At 70.8% G+C, this 23,235-nt stretch carries 20 protein-coding genes; 4 read left to right on the top strand and 16 right to left on the bottom strand.

The window, feature by feature from the left end; translation table 11 throughout:
• Positions 1-67 precede the first annotated feature (67 nt).
• The gene (locus ACFYOP_RS17015) at positions 68-619 is read left to right on the top strand and encodes a potassium channel family protein (RefSeq protein WP_388451839.1); all 552 of its coding nucleotides are present in this window, start codon (positions 68-70) and stop codon (positions 617-619) included.
• A gap of 70 nt (positions 620-689) precedes the next feature.
• Here ACFYOP_RS17015 and ACFYOP_RS17010 read toward each other — a convergent pair whose 3' ends face one another.
• The 12 genes from ACFYOP_RS17010 to ACFYOP_RS16955 form a co-directional block, all read right to left on the bottom strand.
• Entirely contained in the window at positions 690-1,076 is a 387-nt protein-coding gene (locus ACFYOP_RS17010) for a hypothetical protein (protein ID WP_356898454.1), read from the bottom strand.
• Between the two features lie 344 nt (positions 1,077-1,420).
• Positions 1,421-1,858 carry a hypothetical protein gene (locus tag ACFYOP_RS17005; RefSeq protein WP_356898453.1) on the bottom strand — a complete coding sequence of 146 codons (438 nt, stop codon included), beginning with the start codon at positions 1,856-1,858 and terminating at the stop codon, positions 1,421-1,423.
• Between the two features lie 304 nt (positions 1,859-2,162).
• Positions 2,163-3,029, bottom strand: coding sequence for an immunity 49 family protein (locus ACFYOP_RS17000; protein WP_356898452.1), 867 nt, complete (start codon positions 3,027-3,029; stop codon positions 2,163-2,165).
• Between the two features lie 13 nt (positions 3,030-3,042).
• The gene (locus ACFYOP_RS16995) at positions 3,043-5,937 is read right to left on the bottom strand and encodes a hypothetical protein (protein WP_388451834.1); all 2,895 of its coding nucleotides are present in this window, start codon (positions 5,935-5,937) and stop codon (positions 3,043-3,045) included.
• A gap of 29 nt (positions 5,938-5,966) precedes the next feature.
• Complete coding sequence (locus tag ACFYOP_RS16990; RefSeq protein WP_356898450.1) at positions 5,967-6,422, bottom strand: DUF6507 family protein; 456 nt, start codon at positions 6,420-6,422, stop codon at positions 5,967-5,969.
• An 84-nt stretch (positions 6,423-6,506) separates the two neighbouring features.
• Positions 6,507-6,821 carry a pore-forming ESAT-6 family protein gene (locus ACFYOP_RS16985; RefSeq protein ID WP_356898449.1) on the bottom strand — a complete coding sequence of 105 codons (315 nt, stop codon included), beginning with the start codon at positions 6,819-6,821 and terminating at the stop codon, positions 6,507-6,509.
• 55 nt (positions 6,822-6,876) lie between these two features.
• Positions 6,877-7,209, bottom strand: a complete 333-nt coding sequence (locus ACFYOP_RS16980; protein ID WP_356898448.1) for a hypothetical protein — start codon at positions 7,207-7,209, stop codon at positions 6,877-6,879.
• A gap of 181 nt (positions 7,210-7,390) precedes the next feature.
• Positions 7,391-8,809, bottom strand: coding sequence for a DUF6177 family protein (locus ACFYOP_RS16975; protein WP_356898447.1), 1,419 nt, complete (start codon positions 8,807-8,809; stop codon positions 7,391-7,393).
• Positions 8,806-12,795 carry a type VII secretion protein EccCa gene (gene eccCa / locus ACFYOP_RS16970; protein ID WP_356898446.1) on the bottom strand — a complete coding sequence of 1,330 codons (3,990 nt, stop codon included), beginning with the start codon at positions 12,793-12,795 and terminating at the stop codon, positions 8,806-8,808. Before eccCa ends, ACFYOP_RS16975 begins: the two co-directional genes overlap by 4 nt.
• A gap of 107 nt (positions 12,796-12,902) precedes the next feature.
• Positions 12,903-14,114 carry a MinD/ParA family protein gene (locus ACFYOP_RS16965; protein ID WP_356898445.1) on the bottom strand — a complete coding sequence of 404 codons (1,212 nt, stop codon included), beginning with the start codon at positions 14,112-14,114 and terminating at the stop codon, positions 12,903-12,905.
• 52 nt (positions 14,115-14,166) lie between these two features.
• On the bottom strand, positions 14,167-15,516 hold the full coding sequence (eccD, locus tag ACFYOP_RS16960) for a type VII secretion integral membrane protein EccD (protein ID WP_356898444.1): 1,350 nt from the start codon (positions 15,514-15,516) through the stop codon (positions 14,167-14,169).
• The gene (locus ACFYOP_RS16955) at positions 15,510-15,776 is read right to left on the bottom strand and encodes a hypothetical protein (protein ID WP_356898443.1); all 267 of its coding nucleotides are present in this window, start codon (positions 15,774-15,776) and stop codon (positions 15,510-15,512) included. Before ACFYOP_RS16955 ends, eccD begins: the two co-directional genes overlap by 7 nt.
• 202 nt (positions 15,777-15,978) lie before the next feature.
• Here ACFYOP_RS16955 and ACFYOP_RS16950 point away from each other — a divergent pair, with 202 nt between their 5' ends.
• The gene (locus ACFYOP_RS16950) at positions 15,979-16,845 is read left to right on the top strand and encodes an SAM-dependent methyltransferase (protein ID WP_356898442.1); all 867 of its coding nucleotides are present in this window, start codon (positions 15,979-15,981) and stop codon (positions 16,843-16,845) included.
• A 16-nt stretch (positions 16,846-16,861) separates the two neighbouring features.
• On the opposite strand, the gene ACFYOP_RS16945 is transcribed toward ACFYOP_RS16950, so the two are convergent.
• From ACFYOP_RS16945 to ACFYOP_RS16930, 4 genes are all read right to left on the bottom strand, one after another.
• A complete protein-coding gene (locus tag ACFYOP_RS16945) occupies positions 16,862-17,044 on the bottom strand; it encodes a hypothetical protein (protein WP_356898441.1) in 183 nt (60 codons plus the stop codon).
• A gap of 27 nt (positions 17,045-17,071) precedes the next feature.
• Positions 17,072-17,638, bottom strand: a complete 567-nt coding sequence (locus ACFYOP_RS16940) for a PadR family transcriptional regulator (protein WP_356898440.1) — start codon at positions 17,636-17,638, stop codon at positions 17,072-17,074.
• An 87-nt stretch (positions 17,639-17,725) separates the two neighbouring features.
• A complete protein-coding gene (locus ACFYOP_RS16935; RefSeq protein ID WP_356898439.1) occupies positions 17,726-18,607 on the bottom strand; it encodes a septum formation family protein in 882 nt (293 codons plus the stop codon).
• Positions 18,608-19,091: 484 nt separating this feature from the next.
• Positions 19,092-21,185 carry an NADPH-dependent 2,4-dienoyl-CoA reductase gene (locus ACFYOP_RS16930; protein WP_356898438.1) on the bottom strand — a complete coding sequence of 698 codons (2,094 nt, stop codon included), beginning with the start codon at positions 21,183-21,185 and terminating at the stop codon, positions 19,092-19,094.
• A gap of 1,030 nt (positions 21,186-22,215) precedes the next feature.
• Here ACFYOP_RS16930 and ACFYOP_RS16925 point away from each other — a divergent pair.
• Together ACFYOP_RS16925 and ACFYOP_RS16920 are read left to right on the top strand one after the other, a co-directional pair.
• Positions 22,216-23,007, top strand: coding sequence for a DUF4239 domain-containing protein (locus ACFYOP_RS16925; protein ID WP_356898437.1), 792 nt, complete (start codon positions 22,216-22,218; stop codon positions 23,005-23,007).
• A gap of 41 nt (positions 23,008-23,048) precedes the next feature.
• A complete protein-coding gene (locus tag ACFYOP_RS16920) occupies positions 23,049-23,210 on the top strand; it encodes a hypothetical protein (RefSeq protein ID WP_388451824.1) in 162 nt (53 codons plus the stop codon).
• Positions 23,211-23,235 lie beyond the last annotated feature (25 nt).

Raw genomic sequence — 23,235 nt, 5'->3', positions numbered from 1 at the left:
CCGGCCGATGGTGGGCGACGGCGGCGCAACGGGCCGGGCAGGACGATCCGGGGCGGGAGGCACACTGATGACGGCGGACGACGACCGCGGACCGCGCCGCCCCGGACGCACACCGCTGAGGCTGGCCGCGGTCGGGGCGAGCGTCCTCATGACGGCGGCGTACTTCCTGCTCCCCCTGGAGGAACTCGGCCCCGACCGTCCCGGCGTCAGCTGGACGCTCTTCACCCTGACCCTGGTGTCGATCGCCCTGCTGCTGCTCTTCCAGGTCAGAGACGTCCTCACCGAGCGGCCCGGCACCCGCCCGGGCGTCGCCATCCCGCTGCTGATGTGCCTGTCCGTACTCGTCTTCGCAGGCGCGTACCACGCCCTCGGCAGGGAACCGGGCCAGTTCGACGGCCTGAAGACCCGCATCGACGCGCTGTACTTCACGATCGTCACCCTGGCGACGGTCGGCTACGGCGACATCACCCCGAAGGGCCAGAGCGCCCGCCTGGTGGCGATCCTCCAGATCCTCTACACCTTCGTCTTCCTCACCGCGGCGGCCACAGCCCTCTCCCGCTGGCTCCGCACCCGCCTGACGGACCACGCACGCCCCGGCCACCCCCGCCCCGACGACTGAGGCCGGCACCGGGACTGCGTGCCACGTCCGGTCCGGGCCATCAAAGCCTTGCACGCGACGGCCAGGGAAATCACGGCGCATCCAACCCGCCGTCGTCGCGGCGCCACGAGTCAACGAGGACGCCATGCTCGTCCCATGTGTCCCGCTCGCTGAGAGAAGCAGGGTTATCGTCGAAGAACTTCCGGGATTTCAGCACCCCGTTGGGATGCCATTCCTTGGACTCGCCCATTGCGCGGCCACGTCGGACGTACCCTTCCGAACGGCGACTCCCATCCAGATACCACTCACGAGACCAACCGTTCATGACTCCATCGGTGTACTCGTCCAGACCGATGAGATGACCGTCCTGATATTCGGCGGCTTCGCCGGTGAACAGGGCTCCGCGATAGAGAATGCGCTGAGCATCATCCATGTCGACGTCCGAATCGTCAATGTTGATTCGCACTACAGCAGCCATCGGGAATCCGATTCTCGCCACTGGCGGCATGCCAGCGATCTTCCATGGCGACTGGGGCAGGCCCCCTGCGGTTGGATGCCCCACAACTGTTGTGGCGGTTTGGGCAGCCCTCTACGGTCGGATGCACCACGACGACATGAATGACATCCCCAGTACATCCCGTCCTGGCACTGTCTCCACACGTCGTGCCACCCGGGCGTTCGTTTCTCCTCCGCGGGTGAACACCCGGTCGGTGCACCGACGTTGTCGACCGTCGCCCTCGCCACGTAAGCCACGCTTGAGCTTAGACCCACCGCCCCACTCGAAAGGAACTATACGCACCACAGCCCGAACAATGATCAGACTTAATCGGTGAGGTCGGGCCCAAAGCCTTGTTCGTCTACCTCTGGTGCGGCGATACCGCTTTCAGTAGCAACACCAAAGTACGTCGGCTCGCCAGGCTCCGGTGGCATTCCCAGTACGGACGTAGGATCACTCAAGGCATTCGAAAGCCGAGGCGCATTCCTGCTCTGCACATCAGGATGATGTTGCCCGGAGAAGTCGAAAGGGCCCCAAATGTCATGGTGAACCGAGAGAGTGCCTGTCGGACCATATGGATCGAGCGCCATCGAGAGGTCCACGAGTTGCGGCTCACTTCTCCTCCGCCCGCTACCATCGAGCCAGACGCCACCTCCGACGATCTCAATGTTCATCATCTCGGCATCCGGGAAATCTACCGGCCGACTTCCGTTGATTTTACTGGGAAGGACAGGGTAATCCAATGGATCGAGAATCGGCAGCACGCTTTTTACGCCGGTCGCTCCGACCCCACGCACATACCATGTGCACTCGAGAGAAACAGGGTTTAGTAGCGAGAACCGACCAAGCACCTCAACTATTCTGGCAGATACTTGCAGGACGGGTTCAATGCCTGGAGGCACCCTACCCTCCAGATCCCAGAACCACTACCCGCATTCCTTTGGAGCGCGCGCCAGATTTGACACACCCACACCCGCCTGGAGAAATGTACGACCCTCTTGGGGGCAGGTGTTGCTTTCACCGTACCAACTTGTGCAGAAACTCTGGAGCCCCCCGGCCTATGGGAGATCAAGTGGCGAACTCCCCCACCCACAAGCGCTTGAGCAGTGCCAGAGGCAGGTACTCGGACTCCACGTCGATCGGAATGTCGGCGTCGAAAGCCATGCACGCGATGGCAAGGGGAGCAAGGGCAACCAGTCCGTCGCCGCTCCGAGCCCGGGCCTCTGTGGCGGTCCAGTACTCCTTGTGCCAATTCAGAGCAGTGGCAAGGGAGTCGTTGAAGGCGACGTTTTCCCGACGCAAATAGAGCTGGAACAGTTCGAGCGGCGGATAGAGAATTTTGAGCATCAACTCCGTACTGGCAACGCGAGCCTGCTCGGGTGCGGTGCCGTTCACCGCCGCCGTCAGCGTGTCCCAAACCTCCGCCCTGCCGAACCACAGATGCTGAAGGGTTTCGATCCACGAATAGACGTACTCATCGAACTCCGCACCGGATGCACGCAGGAAGGACACCGGAACTCGGGCGAGCTGCTCGACCCGCTGGTTTTCCCGGCAGATCACAGCCAGATAGAAGGACGCGAGCCAGTTCCCTGCGTGGAGGTATTCCTGTGGTCCAGTGGCCGGCAGCAACTTCACCTCACCCAGGCTTCCTACCCGACAGTCGACAGGCCCTTCCTGAGCGGTGCCGGCCGCGAAGAGGCCTGTGCCCACCTGCATAGCTGTGACCCAGGCCTCCCACGTTGCAAAGTTTCCCGCGTCAGGGTTGCCGAGGCAGTACCACTTTGCTGCGGACAGCGTCAGCGTCAGCGCATCGAACCGGTCGTCCTCGGACGTCTCGATGTCTTCAAGAGCGCTGCTTGCGGCCTTGATGACGGGCTCCATGACGATATCCACGTTTTCCACGGGGAAGTCATGGCGCGCAACTCGCGTTGCCATTGGTTCTCCTCAGCTAGACCTTGAAGCTCTCAACATCCACACCAGCATAGGAGCCGTTCACGTCGTCCCTGGCCTTGACCAACACATACTCCAGCCGCCCCTCCTTCAACGCCTGCCGCAGGTCAGCCGCGATTTCGGCATCTCGCCCACCACGAGCGGTCATCTCTGCGAAGATTGTCCGCAGATAGACCCGGGTACCCTGTTTTACCCGCATTCCCTGCGCGCCACCGTCGTCTCCAGACCCGGCACGGGACGGGGCCTCCGGGTCCGACTTGCCGTGGCGCCAGTCCAACTGCCCGGACGGAGCCTTCGCCTCGACTACCAAACGTCCGTTCCCATGGAGCTCGAAGGCGGCATCGAACATGTTGGCGCCGTTGGGCGTCTTCGGGAGATCAATGGCCTTGACCACGTCATAGAGGACAGGAACCGCATGCAGAAGGGCTGCCTTTTCGCCCAATGCTTCTGAGATCTTACTGTTGTTCGGCACTCCCGGCAGGCGTCTGTCGAACGCCTGCTGCGCGATATCGACCTTGGCATGGTTTACCAGTGTTGGGGATTTCTTCAACGCTTCTTGCGCATTGATGAGGTCTATCGAGACGCGCCGGTCGCCGGTCGCCTTGTGAAGCTCCGGAAGATTTCCAGGAGGCACTGAATCGACACCAAGAGGCTTCGGGTTAAACCTGACCTCTCGTGGACCGTTTGGCAGATCGTGGACTGCTATCCACTTTCCGGCTGCATTCTTCTTGATTTGGGGCAGGTGCTGTCCGTCGACGAATTCAGTAGAGCTGCCACGACGGCCCAGGATGTCGTAATGTCTCTTGAACCACGCCTGGTCCTCGTTGGCAAGCCGGACATGCTCGTCCCGCCACCATTTCATCTGCTCAGGAGTACGCTGCACCCACTCGGTGCTACCGGCTCCATGACGGAGGTCACCCAGCTGCGGTGAGTGCATGTCCGCTACCTCGTCGCCGGCCCGCGCCGCGTCGTCGAAACCGCCCGGGCCCGGCGCGTCCGGGAGTCCGGAGCCGCTGCCCACGCCGTTGTCTGCCGCGGACCCGCCCGGTACGCCGTTGTGCGCCGGTGAGCCATCCGGCACGTTGCCCCTGCCGCCGCCCGTAGGTGTGGTGTCCCCACTGCGGCCGCCGGCACCGTTGTCGAGGTTGTTGGTCGGCATGTTGTCGCCCGCCCCGCCGCCCGGGGTGCGGTCCTGGACCGGGCCTGGGGCGTCGTCGCCGAGGCGGAGGCCGTCGTCGCCGTGGCCCGGTCCCAGGCGGCCCGCGTCGCCGCCCAGGCGCGCGCCGTCGGCCGCGTCCGCGCCGACGAGGACCGGCTGCCTGGCCGGGGGCAGGACGGAGGGGTTCGTGGCCGGGGCCGGCGCCCGGTCCGGCGTGGCCTGGCCCGGTGGCGTCTCGGGTTTGGCGTCGGTGCCGCGTTGCAGGAGGGTGCCGTCGGGCCCGAGCAGGTCGCCCTTGGCGTTGTAGAAGAAGTCCTTGCCCGCCCCGGGCAGCGGCACCGTGTCCGGCGGCAGTGCTGTCGCGCCGGCCGGGACCTTGACGGTGCCTTCCTCCACCGCCACCGCGCCGGCCGGGACCTCCCCGCGCCTGGGAAGCTGCACCATGCCGTCGCCGAGGTCGACCGCGCCCGCGGGGATCGGTGTGCCCTCGGGCAGCTTGACGGTGCGCGGCGGAACGGCGAACGCGCCCTCCGGTATCGCCGATGCCTCGGGCAGCCGCAGCGTCCCGTCGGCGAGCTTGTACCCGCCCTCCGGCAGGGCGATGGCGCCCTCGGGCAGCGGCGGGACCTGGATCCTGCCCAGGTTCCTGAGGGAGGCCATCGCGTCGCCGATTTTCGACAGCCCCGCGCCCGCGCCCTTGAAGACGTACGTCATCGGGTCGACGACCCGGCTCACCTTGCCCGCGACCGAGAGGGCCTTGGCCACCGCACCGGCCTTGGCCGTCGTGGCCGCCGCGCCTCCCGCACCGCCGGTGAAGACGGTCGTCAGCACGTTGAACGTGACCGCGCCGGCCGCCCGTCCCGGGTGTGCCTCCCAGTCGTCCCAGGCGAGCAGTGCCTTGCCGGTCTCCTTGACCGCGACGCGTGACTCGCGCATCCGCGCGGGGAGTTGCTCCTCCGGCAGCGTCCAGAAGGGGGAGTCGACGCCGAAGACGATGGTGTGGCCCAGCCCCTCGCCCAGCGTGGCGAGGCCGCTCCACGCGTCGCCCGCGGCGTCCCAGCCGTTGAAGCCGGCCAGCGTGCCGATGCCCACGACCGTGGCCCACACACCGTCCACGGCGAAGCCCGTCACGAAGTCGGCGCCGTGCTCCCACACCTGCCATCCCGGTGTGGACTCCTCGACGGCGTCGCCCCACGGCAGGCTCTCGGCCTGCTTGAGGACCTCGGCGTCGTAGCCGTACATGCCCTTCTTGCCGGAGCCGTCGTCCGTCTTCAGTGGTGTGCCGCCGACCAGGGAAACGATTTTGTCGTGGCAGGCCTTCTCGACGTCCTGGAAGGCGGCCCAGACCTCGGCGATCTTGTTGCGCCGGTTGAGGTTCTCGTCGATGAGGTCGGCGTCCTCGCGCCACTCGTCGTCGGCGGCGGGGCCGGTCCGGAACGCCTGGGCCTCCGCCCTCAGTTCGTTCAGCCGCTGCGCCAGCGGCTGGGCGTCCTGGGCATAGGTGCGCAGCGCTCCGGCGATCACCGACAGGTCGGACCCGATCAGCTGAGCCGTGGTCCTGACCGGTTCCGTGACCGCGAAGAGCTGCTCCGCCTCCGGAGCGCGGTAGAACGCCCGCAGGCCACCGAACGTCGTGTGGACGTCGGTCGCCGCGGTGACGATCTTGGTGCTCGCCCCGGAGAGCGCCTTCACACGCTGGTCGAGCTCACACCAGCTGCCGGTGAACTCCGGCACCTCGTACGGATCGACCGGACTGTTGCCGCTCACCGCCCGCTCCCCCCGGCGTCCCGCAGCAGGTCCAGCCGCACCTGACGCGCCGCGTCCTGGGCTTCCTTGGCCGCCGCGAGATCGCCTTCGATGTATTCACCGGTGGCCTTGACCGTCCCCAGGACCGCTGCCTGGATTCGGTCGGCCATGGCCGTCAGGTCCTTCTGCCGCTTCTCCACGTACTCGGACAGCGCCGCGGCGACCGGGCCCAGTGCCTTCTGGGTGACCGGCATCGCCCCCGGCATCACCGGGGACGGCTGCGGCCCCGGCGCGATCGGACCGTTCGGAAACGAGTGGACCGCGGAGCCGGGCACGACCGTGCCTGCCGCCTGCGCGGCCCCCGACAAGTCCGCGATCATCGCCGACAGGACCTTTTCCAGACTTCCGGCCTGCGTGCCGGTGAGCTGCAACTGACCCTGTACGCCCTGCGGTTCGATGTCCCACGACGACATGAACGACGCTCCCCCGTACAACCCGTCCTGCCCCTGTCACCACGTCACGGCCCCGGCCTGACGCCAGGGTGAACACGCCGCCGGTCAGCCGATGTTGTCGACCGCGGCCTTCGCCCGCGCGAGCGTCTGCTGCGCCGTGGCATCGTTCTTCTCCAGCGTGGTCTTCAGCAGCCGGATGATGTTCCGCACCTCTTGCGAGGTGCTGTACCAGCGCAGTTCCTTGCCGTGGTACTCGTCCGCCACGCCGTCCGCCGCGAAGTCCTTCATCGCGTTCTTGACCTGCGCGTCCCGCGCCGCCATCACCAGCTCCAGACGTGCGATCAACGCCTGGATGTTGCCCTGCACCTCGCTCGACGCACCCGTGTCGTACGAACGACGGTCGGCACCCGCACCAGCCATCACAATCACTCCCCGTAAGTTTCCAAAGGTTGCCGGTGGACGGTGAACCGGCAGGTCAGCGGCCGGAGAACCGCGCCGCGTCGAAATTCGCGGCCGACATCTGCGTCCGCGCGTTCTCATCCTGCTCCTGGTCACCGGACCCGAAGGCCGCGTCCATGCCGGACTGGCCGCCGAGGATCGCCGCCAGGGAGGCGTTCAGGTCCGCAGTGATCTCGTCGGCGCGTGACTTGAACAGGTCGAACGCCGCTTTGCCCGCGCCGTTGAACCGGCCCTCCAGCGGCTCGGCCGCCTGGATCAGCTGGCGGATCAACAGCCCGAGGTCCCTGTTCGAGCCCTGCGACTGCGACGCCAGGGTCGACAGGACCTGCGATCCCATGTCGAACTTCATCGAGCTCCCCCGTTCGTTCAGATGGCCATACGAACACTTATGCCTATCAACTCCGGCGTCGCGGCTGCAATCAACATGCGCGACACTCCGGGCAGCAGTCGAAAATGTCACATCGAAGCGGCTCAACAGTGGTCGACGTCCCGCCATTTGGCGCGATCGCGTCCGCTTCGGTGCGCGGCCGTCACTCGCCCTTGAGATGGCTCACCAGCCGCTCGAAGTCCCGCCACCCCGAGAGGTCGGACGGGTCTCCCGGCAGCGGGTAGTACAGGGCCGGGCGCGCCTTCGGTCCGAGTCGGACCGGCGCCACCGACAGCGGCGTACGCCGCGCGCGGTCACCGGGTATGCCACGCACCTCTTCCGCGCCGAGCACGAAGGCCACCGGGACGCCGGGCCCCTCGAAGCGCGGCGGCACCGCCAGATCGCGGCGCGCTTTGCGTATTTGAACAAGCAACGACTGAAGGTCGTGCCGGGTCGCCAGCACCTCCGCCGCCCTGGGCAGAGCGTGCAACGGCGGTTCCTCGTCGGCGCCGTAGCCGAAGGCCAGCGTCACCTCCTCCTCCACGCCCGCCTTCGTACGCCTGATGCGGACCGTTGCCAGTCCTGGGCGGTCCGGGCCGCCGACCACCACGGCCCAGGTCGGCTCCGGCGCCCTGCCCTGGGCGACGTCGGTCAGCCGGCGCGGCGACCACGGGATGTTCGCGGGCTCCGCGTTGCCCCAGCCGGCCGGGGGCGCGCCGGTCAGTTCGCGCCAGACCGCTTCCAGGCCGCGGCCGAGCACCAGCCGCTCGTCCGCCGGGTGGATCGCCCGGAAGGTGAGGGCGAGCTGCCGCTCACCGGTGTCCGCCGACTGCTTGAACGACTCGGCCACGGGAGTACGCGGATCGCCGGCGGTCGCGTCGGGCGACTCGACCGGTGCGAACATGCCTGCCTGCCAGCGCAGCACCGCTCCGGACCGGCCGTCGTAGTAGCCGTCCCGCTCGTCCCGCACGACCCAGCGGGACGGCGCGCCCGGCAGGCTGTCGCGTACGGCGGGGGAGAGGCTGGCGCCCGCGGGGCTGACGATCTGGAGTCCCAGCCCCGCGGCGGCGGCCGCCCGGAAGGCGTCGGACAGCCAGGCCGTCATCGCGATCACCGGCCGGTCCTGGATCACGACGGCCACCGTGTCGGTCAGCACGTCGACGGCCGGCTGGGCGGCGGCGGGCGTGGGCGCGACACTCAGCCCTTCGCCCTTCACCACGGCGAGGGATCGGGCGGCCTCCGGCGGCCAGGCGGACCCGTCCAGCAGAGTGGCCAGCCGGGCGGCGAAGGCGCCCGCAAGCTCCTCGGCCTCCTGGACGCCGGTGGTGGCGCGGGCCTCCGTCCACCAGAACGGAAGCGGCGGTTCCGTGGCACCCAGCAGCCGCTTCGCCTCGCCCGCGACCTCCACGAGCATCGGCGCCTCGACGGAGACGAGCGGCCGGCCCTCCGCGTCGCAGAGCTGCACGACCGCACCGTCGCCCTGGATTCCCACGAGTCTGTCGGGGCCTGCGGCGAGCAGGCCGGCGAGCACGCTCGACGGGTCGGGCATGCGCCGGGTGAGGGCGATGACGTCCTTGGTCATGGGGTCGTCCGGCTCCTGGGTGTGTACACGGTCTGGATCAGGCGGTTCGACTGGCCCCTGCGGATGAGCACGCCTCGGCCGGCGGGCTGCTGAGAGGCGTACACACCAGGGAAGAGCTGGCCCTCGCTCCGGTCGCCCGCCATGAGGATCGCGGAGGCTCCCGACTCGCGCAGGCCCTGCACCAGCGGTTCGTACATGCCGCGCGAGGCGCCCGCGACGCGGCGGGTCAGGACGAAGTGGAGACCGATGTCGACCGCGGAGGGTATGTACGGCAGAAACGGTGTGAGTGGTGACTGGCCCGCGGTCGTCAGGACGTCGTAGTCGTCGACGAGCACCACGATCCGCGGCCCGCTGCCCCAGCTGCCCGGCTCCAGATCGGCGAGGCTCGCGCTGTCGTCCGGCAGCCGCTTCTCGAGTTCGGTGGCGATGCCGGCCGCGAGGCCCGCGCACATCTTGGAGTTGTACGCGTAGCCGCCGTTGAACTCCTCCGGGACGGCGCCGCGCAGGCTCCGCCTGGGGTCCATGACGGCGAAGACCAGTTCGTCCTCGCCGTGCCGCTCGATGAGGCCGTCGGCGATCGTCCTCAGCAGGTTGGTCTTCCCGCACTCGCTGTCGCCCATCACCAGCAGATGCTGGTCGTGCCGGAACAGGTCCAGGGCGACGGGCTCCAGCGCCGCCTGGTCCAGGCCGATCGGCACCCGCAGGGGCTCGGCGGCCGGGCCGGGCAGCAGGTGCGGTTCCAGGACGTGCGGCAGGACCCGTACCGGCTGGGCGACCTCGCCGCTCCAGGCGCCGCGAACCGTGCGGACGGTGCGCTCCAGGACGGCGCCCAGATCCGCCGGATCGGGCGTCGAGTCCGTACGGGGAAGCGCGACCTGTGCGAACAGCTTGCCGTCGGTCAGGACGCGGCCGGGCTCGTCGGGCGACAGGGTCTCGGCGAGCTTGCGGTCGACACTCGACTCCGTGGGGTCGTTGAGACGGAGTTCCACGCGGGTGCCGAAGTTCGACTGGGTGGCGATGCGGACGTCGTTCCAGCGGAGCATGCCCGCCACCACGTGGATGCCGTAGCCGCTGCCGCGCTTGAGGATGTCGACGACGGCGTCGTCCAGTTCCTCGAAGTCGTCGCGCAGCGCTCCGAAGCCGTCGATGACCAGCAGGATCTCCGCGGAGGCCAGCTGCGGCAGCCGGCCCGCGGCGTGCAGAGTGCGCAACTGCTCGACGGAGTCGATGCCGTGCTGTCTGAACAGTTCCTCCCGCGCCGCGAGCATGTTCCGCACCTCTTCGACGGTGCGTGCCGCGCGCTCGCGGTCGGCACGGCCGGCGACGCCGCCGACGTGCGGCAGCCCCGCCAGGGCGGCCAGGCCGCCGCCGACCAGGTCGAGGCCGTAGACGCCGACCTCCTGCGGGGTGTGGGTCAGTGCGAGCGAGAGGACGAGGGTGCGCAGGAGTGTCGTCTTGCCGGACTGCGGGCCGCCGATGACCGCGGCGTGTCCTCCGGCCGTTGTCAGGTCCAGGTACCACTGGCCCTGCCACTGCCTGGCCGGGTCGTCGAGCAGGCCGAGCGGCGCCTGGAGGGGACCCCGCCGTGCGGACAGCTGCATGCCGCGCCGGCCGGCCTCCAGCGGACCCGCGACCTCGCCGAGGGTGATCGCGTCCGGAAGCGGAGGGAGCCAGATGCGGCGCACGGGGCCGGCGGCGCCCTCCAGCTGCTCGACCAGCACTCCCATCTCGGTGGGACCGGTCTCCCGGCGTGGCATCGAGGGACCTCGCGGGGCTGAAGCGGCCGTCTCCCCGGGCGAGTTGAAGGCCCCGTACTCCAGGGCGAGCGGACCGGCGTCCTCCTCGTCGCCCCGCTGCAAGGGGCCGCGGTACGCGCCGGAGACGTAGCCGGCCTTGAAGCGCTCGTAATGGCTGGTGTCGACCTTGAGGAAGCCGAAGCCGGGGAGCGGGGGCAGATGGAAGGCGTCCGTCGTGTCGAGGACCGTGCGGGACTCGTCGGCCGAGAAGGTGCGCAGGCCGAGCCGGTACGAGAGGTAGGTATCCAGTCCCTTGAGCTTGCCGCCCTCGATCCGCTGGCTGGAGAGCAGGAGATGCACGCCGATGGAGCGGCCGATGCGGCCGATGGACAGGAACAGGTCGATGAAGTCGGGCTTCGCGGTGAGGAGTTCACCGAACTCGTCGATGACGACGAACAGGTGCGGCAGGGGGTCCAGGTCCGGCCGCTTCTCGGCGCGGAGAGCCGCGTAGTGACCGATGTCGGCGACGTTGCCCGCGTCCTTGAGCACCTGCTGGCGGCGCTTGACCTCGCCGGCGAGCGAGGCGTGGACGCGTTCCACGAGTCCCGCCTGGTTCTCCAGGTTGGTGATGACACCGGCGACGTGCGGCAGGTCCGCGAACGGCGCGAAGGTGGCGCCGCCCTTGTAGTCGACCAGGACCATGGCGAGGTCCTCCGGCGGGTGCGTGGCCACCAGGGCGAGGACGAGGGTGCGCAGGAGTTCGGACTTGCCGGAACCGGTGGCTCCGACGCAGAGACCGTGCGGGCCCATGCCCAGCTCGGCCGACTCCTTCAGGTCCAGCAGCACCGGTTCGCGGGAGTCGCTGACGCCGATGGGTACGCGGAGGAAGGCGCGCTCTCCGCGCGGCGCCCACAGCTCCGCCAGGTCGAGCCGCGCGACGTCGTCGATTCCGAGCAGGCCCGCGAAGTCGACCGGACCGGACAGGGGCGCGTCGACGAGGGACTCGGCGGACAGGCGCAAGGGCGCCAGCATCCGGGCGAGGCCCTCGGCGAAGGGGATACCGGCGTCGTCCACGGCGCCGTGGGCGCTGACCGGTTCCGTCCGGCGCAGGTCCTCGATGACCACCTGGTCACCGGCCACGGTGATGCGCACACTGACGTGCCCCGGCTCCTGGATCCGCTGTTCGAGCAGATGCAGGACGGTGACCCCCATCTCGTGCAGGCCGACGGCGTCGTCGGGAAGCGGGAGGTCGACGGCGTCCTCCCCGTGCCCGTCGGCGACGACGAGCAGCCGGGCCGTCATGGAGAGCGCGTCCCTGGCCGACAGACCTCGCCGCACCTCGGCCGCGTACGAGGCGCGGCGACGCAGTTCCGGCCCGATCTGCCGCGCGAGCCGGTGGGCGGAGGGGGCGATGCGGCGGGCGGCGACGGGGCCGTCGAACTGGTCGGCGTCGAGCAGGTGCGGCAGCCACTTGGCCCACTCCCAGTCGGCGATCCGGTCCCCGGGGACGGCCAGGGCGACTCCCACGTCGTCGGGTGCGTGCAGGGCGGCGGTCTGGACGAGCAGGGCGCGCGCGACGCGCAGGCAGTCCTCGCGGGGGCCGACGACGCTGACGTTGCCGACACGGTCGAGCGGCACGGTCAGCGGCAGCTCGGTGCCGGTGCGGAAGCGCGCGGTCAGTGCCGACGCCTCGTTGAGCATGAACAGGTCCGGCGGGGTGAGGACCGACGAACCCGGGTCGCCGATCCGCAGGTCGCGCACCGGCATCTCCCCGGTGCCGACCCGCACCCGCAGGAAGTCCCCGTCGACACGACGGCGTTCCCACAGCCGGGCCGGGTCGCGGACGATGTCGTACAGGGCCTGCGGCGGCGGATTGAGGACGTCTGCGCGTTCGCGCCGCTCCCGCTCCTCCGCGGAGAGCTCCTCCCGCAGATCCTCCAGGTAGGCGAGATACGCCTCGCGCTGGGTCCGGCGAGTGCGCTGGGCCTTGCCGCGCTGGGAGAAGACCAGGACGGCGGATCCGGCGATGGTGACGACGAGGACGAGCGCACCGAGCACGGCGAACTGGCTGTTGCGCACGACCGTCATCATGACGACGGAGGACATGACGCCGGCGACGGGCAGCAGCGACATCGCGATGTTGCCGCCCTTCCCCTCCGGAAGGTTGGGCGGCGCCTCGATGGTCCGGGGCTCGGAGTCGGCGGGCGGCCGCGTGGTCCTGGCCGGCCGGTGGATCAGTCGGGTACTCATCGTCGTCCGTCGTTCGCGGTCGGGCTCGGCGGGCTCGGGCTCGGGCTCGGGCTCGGGCTCGGCAGGGTCGCGGGCGGCCTCGGCACGGTGGGACTCGGCATCCGCGGTCAGCGGCCCTGAAGAGAGAGCCGGAAGACCTCCGCCGCGAGACGGGCAGCCGCCTGCCTGGTCGAGTGGGCCAGCAGTCCGGTGCTGATGGGGCCGCCGGCCGCCAGGTGCCGGTCGTACGGCAGGACCTGCACCCTCGCCCCGGTGGCTGCGAGCTGCTTGGCCGCGGCTTCGAGACCCACGCCCGAGTGGGGCGCCAGCTCGGCGAGGACGACGACCGTGCCCGCGATCACGTGCGGGGGCAGCCCCTGCATCCACTGGAGCACCGCATACGTGCTCCCGATGCCCTCCAGCGTGGCCGGGGCGGTCAGGACGCGGGCCTGAGCGGCGGAGAGAGCGACGCGGGCGACTTCGGCGGGCAGCGTCTCGCAGTCGACCACCGTCACGCCGAAGTAGCGCCGCAGCGACACCATCACCCGCTCGTACGCCCGCGTGTCCAGCATCGCGCCGATCTGGCCCTGACTGCCGGGCAGCAGCCAGGCGTTGCCGGGGAGCTGGACCAGATATCCCGTGACGTCGAGCAGCGACATCTGCGGCTCGACGATGTCCGCGACGTCGCCGGTGGTCCAGCGCAGTGTCTCGGCGCCCATCCGCAGCGGCAGCGAGCCGAGCGCCGGGTCCGCCTCGACGAGGAGAACGGGGTCCTGCCGGTAGTGCGCGTACGTGAGGCCGAGCAGCGCCGCGACGGTCGACTTGCCGGCCCCGCCGCGGATGGAGGTGACGGCGATCTGCCGGCCGGTCGTCACCGGCTGCTGCAGCACCTCGGCGGTGCGGGTGGCGCCCGCGATCTCGCGCGCGGCCGAAGAAGCGAGCGTACGGCGCAGGGTGCGCACGGCGCGCGCGGCGAAGGGCTCCCCGCGCCGCGGCCTGCGTCCCGTACCGGCCAGCGCCTGGTCGATCACGGCTCGCGAGTCGGGGGTGCGCTGCGGGACGGCGGCCGGGGCGTACGCGGCCGGGCCGGAAGTCGGCGGCGTCGGGGGCCGGGAGGCTGCCTGGGAAGCAAGCTGCTGCTGCGGCTGCCGCGCATCGCCCAAGGGGGAACGGTTCTGCTCGGCTGCGGTGCCCGCCGGGTCGGTGCCGGGGTGAGCGGTGCGGCCCTGGCCGGCAGCCATGGCACCGGGCGGCGGCGCCGCGGCCGGCTGCGGACCCGGTTGGGCACCGCCGCGCAGATCGCGCAGCACATCGCCCTGCCAGTTGTCCCCGTTCGGCATGTCAGCCTCTCTCCCCCGTTGTACTGCGCCACCCGGAGCGCCGCGCGTCGATTCAGAACTTGTTGAGCAGCTGTCCGTACACGCCGAACACGCCGACGGCGAGCGGGAAGAGTCCGATCACGCCGATGGATTCCACCAGGTCCGCCGTGCGCCGCAGCCGGACCCGCACATGCTCGGCCGGCTGCACGGCGAGGACGAGCAACGGCAGCGCCGCGGCGAGGCACAGCACGGCCAGCGGCGCGAGGCCCCCGCCATGCTGCAGCCACAGCATCATCAGCCGTACGACGAGGGCCGCCGCGGCGGCGAAGAGTGTGGCGACCTCCACCACCAGCGGAAAGGCCCGCGCCCTGGACAGGAGTACCACCGTGACCAGGGACGACAGCGCCACGGTCCACACCGTCGGGTCTTCGGCCAGGGTGACGAGCACGCCGGCGGCGGCGGAGACCGCGGCCACCATCGTCGCCAGCGCGAGTCCGCGGTGTGTGGCCGCGAGCGCGTTGGCCACCTCGTGGCGGCTGACGGAGACTCCGCCCGAGCGGCGGTCGTCGAGTGCGGCGAGTCCGGAGGCCATCAGAGCGAGCCGTGGCAGCAGGCCGAGCAGCACGACGGAGAAGACGGCCATGACGGCGCCGAGCCGGGCCGGATCGCTCTGAACAGAGGCAACGCCGCCCCACACGGCGCCGACCGCAGCCGTGGCCCCAGCACCGGTGAGTCCACCGCGGCCGAGCGGCGAGAAGAGGCCGAGCAGCGCCAGCATGAGAATCACTGCCCCCGCGACAGCGGCGACGCGGCCGTCCACCGGCCAGTCGTGCGCGTCGGCGGCCGTCCACGCCGCGAGGACGCCCAGGCCACCGGAGGCGAGCAGCAGCGCGGTCGACAGGCCCTGGTTCCGTCCGAACCTGGACACGAGCGCACCCGCCGCGGAAAGCACGAGAGCGACCACCGTCATGGCACCGGCCAGAGCGCCGAGGGGGAACTCGCGGCGTGCGAGCAGTGCGGCGGTCACTGTGAAGACGACGGTCGCCACGCCCGCGCCGACGCGGCGTGCGGCGGGACGCCAGCGCCAGGCCCGCAGGTCGAGGTCGTCGGCGACGAGATCGGTGACGTCGTGCACCACCGGCGCGGGCGGCGCGGAGTGGGTCCTGACGAGCCGCAGCACGGCGCCGTCGGGGATACCGGCCGATGCCAGCGTGCTGTCGTGCGGCAGGGCGGAGCCGTCGGTCGCGATCAACTGCCGTGTCAGCGGCCGGGTGGCGACCCGGTCGTCCAGCAACTGGAGGATGTCGGGGAGCAGTTCGCCGATCGCGGTGTCCGACGGAAGGACGATGTCGGCGCGTCGCCGCTCGCCGACCAGGGTCACCCGGCTGAGCTGCGCGCGGGGGGCCGCCGCTGCGCTCACCACCGCGTCACCGGCTGCCCGTAGTGGTGTGCCTGACGCTGCTCCTGCTCGGCCTTCTGCTTCGCCAGCGTGTGCTGCAGGAAGGACCAGCCGACGCACCCCGCGCACAGGACCGCCGCGATGACGACTCCCGCGAAGACCTTTCCCAGCCGCTCGTCCGCCGTACGCCGCGTCCGCTGCGCGCCGAACAGCAGCGCGTCCCGCATCCTGCGCCGGCGTACGGCCACCGACTCCAGCAACTGGCTGTCATAGTCCCGTGCCACGCGAAGTCCCCCCTCACTTTGCCTGTGCAACATAGAACACAAGTGCGCGGACGGTACACACCAGGGTCGTCCACCGGCCGGAGCCGGGTAGCGGCCGGTGGCGTCGGGTGGCCGAATACGGACGGGTGACGTGTGGGGCGCAAGTAGGGTCGGCGGGACGTTGGCAGGCACACCGGCATCGCTGAAGAGGCGGAGAGCGCGCGTGATCGACGACAACCGGCCCGACCAGGTCTCGATACCGTACGACGTGCCGACTTCCGCACGGGCCTACGGGTGGATGCTGGGCGGCAAGGACAACTACGAGGTCGACCGTGCCTTCCTGCTCGCCACGCTGCCGGCGTTCCCCGAGTGTGTGGACATCGCCCGGCAGAACCGGCAGTTCCTCTACCGGGCCGTCCGGTATCTGACGCAGGAGCTGGGAATCCGCCAGTTCCTGGACATGGGCTGCGGGCTGCCGACCGATGACAACGTCCACCAGGTGGCGCAGCGTTTCACGCCGGACGCCCGGGTCGTGTACGTGGACATCGACCCGATCGTGCTCGCGCACGGGCACGCGCTGCTCGCCGACAACGCGACGACGACCGTCATCACCGCCGACATGCGGGACCAGCAGTCGGTGCTCGACCATCCCGATGTGCGGCGGCTGATCGACTTCGAGGAGCCGGTGGCGGTGCTGTTCCTCTCCGTGGGGCACCACCTCGTCGACGCCGACGACCCGCGCCGGATCCTGCGTACGGTCATCGACCGGGCGGCGCCCGGCAGCTGTGTCGGCTTCTCGCACGTCGTGTCCGACGATCCGGTGCGCGGCGCGGAGATGACCGAGCACATCTCGTCGGGCGGCATCCCCTGGCAGACGCGGACGCCGGCCGAGGTCGACGCGCTGGTGGAGGGGCTGGTGCCGGTGGAGCCGGGCCTGGTCGATCTGGCCGACTGGCGGCCCGACCCGGACCAGCCGCCGCTCGCCCCGGTCCACCCGGACCTGGCGCCTTACCTCGGGGCCGCGAAGGCGAACAAGGACGGCAAGGGCCTGTACGAGTACGGCGGGATACTGCGCGCGCCCCAGGCGTAGACGCCGGTGCCCGCCGTCAGGCCAGCGCGATGAACAGGACCAGCGCCAGTACGGCGATCCCGCAGCCGTACAGCGCGGAGGTCACGGAGCGGGCCTCCGCGGACGGGTCGGCGCCTCCGGCTCGGGCGAGGCCCACGGCGGATTTCAGCAGCAGGGTGAGAGCGGCCGCACAGCAGACCGCGATCAAGGAGTCCGTCACGCGGTGACGATCTCACGGCCCGTCAGGTCACGCATCCCGGGACGTTTCGCCGCCGTCGGGCGGGGCGGTGAGCTCGGCGAGGGTGTCCGTCAGCCACTTCGTCCAGAAGGTCTCCAGCTCGATGCCGCCCCGCAGCACCACATGGCGCAGCCGGTCCTGCTTGCTCACCCGGCGCTCCGGCGGGAAGTCGCGCTCCTCGATCGCCAGATATCCGGCCAACTGGGTGCGGTGCAGCTCCAGATGGCGTACGAGCTCCGCCTCCATGTCCGCGCCGCCCACCACCGCCGCCGCGCGCAGGCGCAGCAGCAGCGGGTCGCGGATCTGCCGGGGGTCCTCGGGACGGGTGACCCAGGCCGCCAGTTCCTCCCGGCCGGCGGGCAGAACTTCGTAGTCCTTCTTCTGGCCCCGGGTCGGCTGCTCGGACGGCAGGGCCCGGATGTGGCCGGCCTGCTCCAGCTTGCCCAGTTCGCGGTAGATCTGCTGGTGGGTGGCCGACCAGAAGTAGCCGATCGACTTGTCGAAGCGGCGGGTCAGCTCCAGGCCCGAAGAGGGCTTCTCGAGCAGGGCCGTGAGGATCGCGTGGGGCAGGGACATGGCCGCATCGTAGGACCCGTGCGGGGGAGGGACGGCGGCGCGTCGGGACGCCCGTGGGGGGCGGCGCCCCCACGGGTTCCTCCTGCGTCAGCTCGCCCAGACCTCGGCCTCGTCGGCCGGGACGGCGGTGGCCAGGCCCAGTTCCTTGCGGGCGGCGACCGTCTTGTTCGGGTCGAGGCCGGTGAAGGCCGGGTCGTAGGCCAGGTAGAACGCGTCGGCGTCGGCGGCCTTCGCTGCCTTGTTCCACTCGGCGGCGGTCTTGGCGAGCTGGGAGCGGAGCTTGCCCGTCTCCGCGCCGTCGATGCCCTCGAGGCCCTTGACGTGCGTGTCGAGGGCGGCGGCGACGGCCTTGGCCTGTGCCTTGTAGCCGGGGAGGTCGTCCTCGACGGACTCAGCCTCGGGCTGGTTCGTCCACAGGGCGTCGTACACGCCGTTGGCGCCCTTGAGGTACTCGGCCTGGCCGGCCTTCATGCCGCCGGCCGCCTTGAGGGAGCCGCTGAACGTGCCCTTCTCCTTGGTGTACGTGCAGCTCACGGCGCGGTCGCCGGTCGACCAGCTCTCTGCGGTCGGGGTGTAGTAGAGGATGTCGACGCCCTTCGGGAGCGCCCAGGTGTCCGGGGCGAACTTCTGCGCCTCGGCCGGGCACCGCTCGTCGGCGATCGCCCAGATCGCGTCGTTGCCGGGGAACGTCTTGGCCTCGTCGAGCTCGAACTCACCGACGACCTGGGCCTGGTGGGGCTCACCGCAGGGCACGACCTCGATGGCGAACGTCTCGCCCTCGGCCTCCTTGCCGTTCGGGTTGTAGCAGTCACCGATGGCGAGCGAGAACACCGACCGCTGGCGGGCGACCTTCTTCGCACCGTCCTTCGCGCTGTCGACGACTTCCGAGCACCCCACCGCGCCGACCGCGAGCAGGACGACGGCGGCGGCTATGCCGCGCGGGGGACGGGACGGGGGGCGCAGGGTCATGACGCGTACATCCTCTTACGAAAACCTTATGAATGTCGTGCGCATGGTATGCCACTCGTGTGGCCGGGGGATGGCGTGACGTGTGGCCGGGGGATGGCGTGACGTGTGGCCGGGGGATGGCGTGACGTGGAACGGCGGGAGGGCGCGGCGGTCCGCTGCGCGGGGCGTGTTCCCCACCCCGCCCCTTCCCGAACCGGGCTCTGCCCGGACCCGCGCCTCAAGCGCCGGCGGGGCCGGAACTGCCGGTCTCGTGGGGGGCTCCGCCCCGAACCCCGCGCCTCGAACGCCGGCGAGGCTTGAGTTGCCCCGTCGGCGAGGCTGATTTCACTGAGCGAAATTGAGCCCGCCCGGCGATTGAGGGCACGGCCGAAGGCCGTACGGGGCCCGGGGCTTGCCCGCCAAGCGGCGGAGCCGCACATCCGGTACAGCGGGAAGGGGCGGGCAGGGGACAAGCCCGCCGCAGGCGCACCCACCCCCGCCCGGGCTACAGCGTGGCTGCCAGCCGCGTCCCCTGGTCGATCGCGCGCTTCGCGTCCAGCTCCGCCGCCACGTCCGCGCCGCCGATGAGGTGGACGGTGCGGCCCGCCCCCGTCAGCTCCTCGTACAGCGAGCGCTGCGGCTCCTGGCCGGTGCAGAGGACCACCGTGTCGACGGGCAGGACGGACGCCGTGCCGTCGACGGTGAGGTGCAGGCCCTCGTCGTCGATGCGGTCGTACGTGACGCCGGCCGTCATCGTCACGCCGCGGTGCTTGAGCTCCGTGCGGTGGATCCAGCCCGTCGTCTTGCCGAGACCGGCGCCGACCTTGGTGGTCTTGCGCTGGAGGAGGTGCACGACGCGCGGCGGGGCCGGGCGCTCCGGCTTCGTCAGGCCGCCGGGGGCCGCGTAGTCCATGTCGACGCCCCACTGGCGGAAGTACGTCTGCGGGTCCAGGCTCGCGCCCTCGCCGCCGTCGGTGAGGTACTCGGCGACGTCGAAGCCGATGCCGCCGGCGCCGATGACGGCGACCCTCCCCCAGCCTTCGGCCGGGGGGACCCCCATCTCGCTTCGCTCGCCGACGGGCGCGCCGTCGCGCAGGACGTCGAGGTAGGTGACGACGCTCGGGTGGTCGACCCCGTCGATGTCGGGGGTCCGCGGCGTGACGCCGGTGGCGACGACGACCTCGTCGAAGTCGGCGGCCGGCAGGTCGGCGGCGGTGACGCGGACGCCGAGGCGGACCCGGACGCCGTGCTCCTTCAGCTGCGTGCGGTAGTAGCGCAGCGTCTCGTCGAACTCCTCCTTGCCCGGGACGCGCTTGGCGATGTTGAGCTGGCCGCCGATCTCGTCGGCGGCATCGAAGAGGGTGACGTCGTGGCCGCGGCCGGCGGCGGAGACCGCGCAGGCGAGCCCGGCCGGTCCGGCGCCGACGACCGCGACGCGCTTCTTCAGCCGGGTCGGCGCGAGGACGAGCTCGGTCTCGTGGCAGGCGCGCGGGTTGACCAGGCAGGACGTGATCTTGAGGTTGAACGTGTGGTCCAGGCATGCCTGGTTGCAGCCGATGCAGGTGTTGATGGCGTCGGCGCGACCGGCCCGCGCCTTGGCCACGAACTCGGGGTCGGCGAGGAACGGGCGGGCCATCGAGACCATGTCGGCACGGCCGTCGGCAAGCACCTGCTCGGCGACCTCGGGGGTGTTGATCCGGTTGCTGGTCACCAGCGGCACCGAGACGGAGCCCATCAGCTTCTTGGTCACCCAGGTGTACGCGCCGCGCGGCACGGACGTCGCGATGGTGGGGATACGGGCCTCGTGCCAGCCGATACCGGTGTTGATGATGGTGGCGCCGGCCGCCTCGATCCCCTTGGCGAGCGCGACGACCTCTTCGAGGGAAGAGCCGCCGGGCACCAGGTCCAGCATGGAGAGCCGGTAGATGAGGATGAAGTCCTCGCCGACCGCCTCCCGCGTGCGGCGGACGATCTCCAGGGGCAGCCGGGTGCGGTTCTCGTACGAGCCGCCCCAGCGGTCGGTGCGGTGGTTGGTGGCGCTCGCGATGAACTCGTTGATGAAGTAGCCCTCGGAGCCCATGATCTCGACGCCGTCGTAGCCTGCCGACCGGGCGAGGACGGCCGCGCGGACGAAGTCGGCGATCGTCTCCTCGATCTCGTCCTCGGTCAGGGCGTGCGGGACGAACGGGCTGATCGGGGCCTGGATGGCGCTGGGGGCGACGAGGTCCTGGTGGTACGCGTACCGGCCGAAGTGGAGGATCTGCATGGCGATCCTGCCGCCCTCGGCGTGCACGGCGTCGGTGACGACCCGGTGCCGGGCGGCCTCTTCCTCGGTGGTGAGCTTGGCCCCGCCCTCGTAGGGGCGGCCGCGGTCGTTGGGGGCGATGCCGCCGGTGACGATGAGGCCGACGCCGCCGCGGGCGCGCTCCGCGTAGAAGGCGGCCATCCGCTCGAAGCCGCGTTCCGCCTCCTCGAGGCCGACGTGCATGGAGCCCATCAGGACACGGTTGGGCAGCGTGGTGAACCCGAGGTCGATCGGGCTCAGCAGATGCGGGTACGGCGCCGGCCCGGCCGTGGTGGTGCTCGTACTCGTCGTCATCGGTGCCTCCTCGCACAGGGGTGTCGACTGAAGTTCTAGCGGTCCGGCGGAGGCTTGTGCAACAAAGTGCATAATGATTCGCGCCACAGATCATCACCGATAGGACATACGTACTGATCGGCCATACGGGTGATCCTGGTCATACGAGCAGCTTCCGGACCTTTACCGTGGCGCCGTGGCGGGATGGCAGCACGTGAGCGCACTGGGTGTCGCGGCGGTTCTCGGAGCGCAGGGGGCCGGAGTCGTGGCCCTGTCGCCGGGGGGTGACGACGGACCGGGCGGCCGGGCGGACGTATCGGTCACCGCGCCCGGACCGGAACCCGAGCCCGGCCGGAGCCCGTCGGCGCCCACCCCGTCGTCATCGGCTTCCACCCCGTCGTCATCGGCATCCGTGTCGGCGTCGTCCGTGTCCGTGTCCGCTTCGTCGGTGTCCGTGTCGGCGTCGTCCGTGTCCGTGTCCGTGTCGGCCGTGGTGCCGGGGCCGGCCGGGATCGGAATCTCCGTCTGCGTGGTCATCGGCGCCGGACACTGCCCGCCCCCGCCACCCTGCCCCACACCGACGCCACCGCCGCCGCCCCCGACTCCCGTGCCGCCCACGCCCCCCGCACCGAAGCCGCCACCCGCGCCGTCGCCCCCGGCGCCCACGACACCGCCGCCCACGCCTCAGCCACCTCCGTCACCCTCCCCCACGCCACCGCCACCGCCTCCGCCCGCCGCACAGGCCGGCCCCCCGGCTCCACCCCCGGCACCGCCTGAGCCGGCACCCCCGGAGCAGCCCGCCCCCGCGCCGCCCGCCGCCGCCCCGCCGCCGGAGCGCGTCGAGGCCGTCGCCATCCGCACGTACCGGCCCGCGACCCGCGCGCCCGAGCGCGCCGGCACGCCGCTCACCGTGCTGATGCTGGTCACCACGATTCCGGCCGTCCTCGCCGCGGCCCTGCTGCGCCCCCGCTCGCAGTCCGTCGCGCGTCGCGGCCGCGCCTGAACACGACTCGCACGGCCCCACCGACTCCCCACACCACCGGAGACCCTCATGTCCGAATGGCTCGTCCTGGCCGTCGTGATGGCCGCCGCCTGCGCCGTCGTCCTCATCGTCACGGTCCTCAGCCAGCGCGCGGCCCGTCCCACGGCGGCGGCCGCCCTCGACGACCGCGAGGCGCCGCAGACCCCGGACGTCCTCGAGTACATGGTGATGATGGTCGGCGTCGTGTACGCGATCGTGCTCGGGCTCGCGATCGCCGGCGTCTGGGAGGCGCGCGGCGCGGCGCAGGACGCCGTGCGCACGGAGGCGCAGGCGCTGCACGAGGTCACCCAGCGGGCCCAGGTCTATCCGGCCGACTTCCGTGACCGGCTCCGTACGGACATCGACACGTACGTCTCCGAGGTGGTCGATGCGGAATGGCCGCGGATGGTCGAGCAGCAGGAGCTGTCGTCGCGCGGGACCGAGCTGCTGGCGGCGGTGCGCTCCGACGTCGCGGAGCGGGAGCCGAAGAACGAGCTGGAGGCGCAGGCCTACCAGCCGATGCTCGACCAGGTGGCCGCCGCGGAGGACGCGCGCAACGCCCGCGCGGCGGGCGCCGAGGAGACGCTGCCGGGCATCGTGTGGTTCGGGCTGATCAGCGGGGCCGTGGTGACGATCGGGCTGATCTTCACGATGCAGATCGGCCGTACGTTCCGTGAGCTGCTGCTCGCGGGGCTCTTCAGCGCGCTGATCGCCTTCCTCCTCTTCCTGGTGTGGGACTTCGACGCGCCGTTCGGCCGCTCCGGCTCCGAGTCGGCGGACGCCTTCCGGCAGCTCTTCCCGGCCGCCGCAGGCCGGGGCTGAGCGCCACTCCCCCTCTGCGGGCCCTCGCCGCCCCGACCGCCGTGTACGCGGCGTCGGAGGACTGGGGAGGCACGGGCGCCTCGATGACGGCCACCCTGCCCGACCGCATCGCCCGCGCGGGCGGCGAGCTCGCGGCCCTGGTGACCGGGCCGGCCATCGCCGGGCCCCGCCGCGACACGGCCACCGGGGACCTGTTTGCGTAGTTTTACGTAGGCTGGCAAGGAGCTA

It is taken from the genome of Streptomyces sp. NPDC006294, assembly GCF_042870895.1.
In the GTDB taxonomy this organism is placed as follows: Bacteria; Actinomycetota; Actinomycetes; order Streptomycetales; family Streptomycetaceae; genus Streptomyces.
Note: the sequence above shows the minus strand (reverse complement) of the source record. Positions and strands in the feature narration are given on the sequence as shown.